The organism is Lysinibacillus sp. G1-3, from assembly GCF_056322905.1.
Window position 1 is genome coordinate 1 of record NZ_JBWHYQ010000090.1, and the last position, 255, is coordinate 255.

The window sequence follows — 255 nt, forward strand, 5'->3', positions numbered from 1 at the left end:
TTTTTCAGCGGTTAATTCAGATTTATTTAAATAACCAAAGGCAAGTCCATCTCCAGCTATACATAGCTCTCCTGGTACACCTATTGGTACCAGTTTATTGTTATCCAAAATATAGACTCTCGTATTAGAAATTGGTTTTCCTATTGGTACAAACTTATCTTCAACCTCATCTCCATTCACCTTATAAAAAGTTGAGCATATTGTTGATTCAGTTGGTCCATATGCATTTATTATTTCTATTTCTTTATTCAAATT

The 255-nt window shown here is 31.8% G+C and carries 1 protein-coding gene; it reads right to left on the bottom strand.

From position 1 onward, the window contains the following. On the bottom strand, positions 1-255 hold a 255-nt coding region (locus ACVYAD_RS25300; RefSeq protein WP_476428322.1), incomplete at both ends, for an AMP-binding protein.